This window comes from Kitasatospora sp. NPDC048298 (genome assembly GCF_043201465.1).
In the GTDB taxonomy this organism is placed as follows: Bacteria; Actinomycetota; Actinomycetes; order Streptomycetales; family Streptomycetaceae; genus Kitasatospora.
Genome location: NZ_JBICYZ010000165.1, coordinates 1 through 1839, shown reverse-complemented (window position 1 = coordinate 1839; position 1839 = coordinate 1). Strand labels below are relative to the sequence as shown.

Below are 1839 nucleotides of genomic sequence, written 5' to 3'. Positions count from 1 at the left end.
CACACCCGCGCCACCTCCTCGATCACGATCACCGTCGCCAGCGCGTCCGCCCCCGCACCGCCGTACTCCTCCGGCACGTGCACCGCATGCAGGTCACTGCCCTGCAGCGCGTCCAACGCCTCCTGCGGGAACCGCCCCTGCTCGTCCACCTCCGCCGCGAACGGAGCGATCTTCGCCTCGGCCAGCGAACGCACCGCCTCACGGAGCATCTCGTGCTCCTCGGAGATCCGGAAGAGATCGAACTCCTGGCTCATGATCGCCACTCCTGTTTCACGACGGTACTCAGTACCCTTCATTATGCATGCGCGCGGCAAAAAGGGAACTCAGTGCCTTCCCTTGGCGGTACTGAGTTCCCTATCCTTTTCGTGCCGAACTTCCGGCGTACTTTCGCCGTACTTCCGCCGAACGAGCCGTCCGAGCGCAGGGAGATGACAGCGTGGTCCACTCAGCCATCGATGCCGACACCCGGAGCACGACGCTGTACTTCCAGCGCTGCACGTGGTGCAACAACCCGACCTTCCAACGGCTGCTCTGCCCCACCTGCGGCTCCACCGACCTCAGGCTGGAGCCCAGCGAGGGCACGGGCGTGGTGCGGCGCTGCGCGGTCGAGCAGGCCCGGACGCCGCTGGTCCGTCAGAAGTCGCTGATCCGGATGGCGGAGGGCTTCGACGTCTGGTGCATCGTGGACGGGATGCGCAGCACCGTCCCGGTCGGCACCCGGGTGCGGCTGCTCTCCTCCCCCGACTCCGAACAGCCGGAGCTTCGGCTGCTGCCGATGGAGGAGCCGCCGTCGCCGCCGGACACCGAACCGCGCCCGCTGCCGCCGGCCCAGGGCGGCTTCACCCAGCACCTCGCGGCCTTCGTCGCGGAGTGAGCCGCGGGGCTCGCCGCGGGGTGCGTCACGGGCTCGGTCGCGGACCGCGCCACCGACCGGTCGGGCCGGGCGGCGCGCCGGGAAACCGCCGGGAGACGACGGGGGGGGGGGGGGGGGGGGGGGGCCCGGGCGGCGGGCCCCCCCGCGGGGGGGGGGGGGGGGGGGGGGGGCGGGGGGCGGGCGCCCCCCCCCCCCCGGGGGGGGCCCGGCGGGGGGGCGCCCCCCCCCCCCCCCCCCCCCCCCCCCCCCTCCGTCGTCGTCGCGGGATCAGGCCTTGCGGGCCTGCACCTCGGCGGTGAGCTGCGGCAGCACCTCGAAGAGGTCGCCGACCACGCCGTAGTCGGCCAGCTCGAAGATCGGGGCCTCGGGGTCCTTGTTGACGGCCACGATGGTCTTCGAGGTCTGCATGCCGGCCCGGTGCTGGATGGCGCCCGAGATGCCGTTGGCCACGTACAGCTGCGGGGAGACCTGCTTGCCGGTCTGGCCGACCTGGCTGCTGTGCGGGTACCAGCCGGCGTCCACGGCGGCGCGCGAGGCACCGACGGCCGCGCCCAGCGCGTCGGCGAGCTCCTCGACCACGCCGAAGCCCTCGGCGGCACCGACACCGCGGCCGCCGGAGACCACGATCGCGGCCTCGGTCAGCTCGGGACGACCGGAGGACACCCGCGGGGTGCGCGAGGTGACCTTGGCGGCGTTGCCGGTGAACTCCACGGCCACGTTCTCCACCGCACCGGCGGCCGGGGCGGCCTCCGGGGCGACGGCGTTCGGCTTGACGGTGATGACCGGCGCGCCCTTGCTCACCCGGGAGTCGACGGTGTACGAGGCGGCGAACACCGACTGGGTGGCGATCGGGCCCTGGTCGCCGGCGCGCAGGTCGACGGCGTCGGTGATGATGCCGGAGCCGATCCGCAGCGCGACGCGCGCGGCGACCTCCTTGCCCTCACCCGAGGACGTCACCAGCACGG

General features: G+C 73.7%; 3 protein-coding genes. 1 reads left to right on the top strand and 2 read right to left on the bottom strand.

Annotated elements, in window-relative coordinates; all coding sequences use genetic code 11:
* Window positions 1–254, bottom strand: a 254-nt coding sequence (locus tag ACGF0D_RS44185; RefSeq protein WP_392926235.1) for an acyl-CoA dehydrogenase family protein, incomplete at its 3' end; no start/stop codon positions are given.
* Between the two features lie 182 nt (window positions 255–436).
* Here ACGF0D_RS44185 and ACGF0D_RS44180 point away from each other — a divergent pair.
* On the top strand, window positions 437–874 hold the full coding sequence (locus tag ACGF0D_RS44180) for a hypothetical protein (protein ID WP_392926232.1): 438 nt from the start codon (window positions 437–439) through the stop codon (window positions 872–874).
* 267 nt (window positions 875–1141) lie between these two features.
* Here ACGF0D_RS44180 and ACGF0D_RS44175 read toward each other — a convergent pair.
* On the bottom strand, window positions 1142–1839 hold a 698-nt coding region (locus ACGF0D_RS44175), incomplete at its 5' end, for an electron transfer flavoprotein subunit alpha/FixB family protein (RefSeq protein ID WP_392926230.1).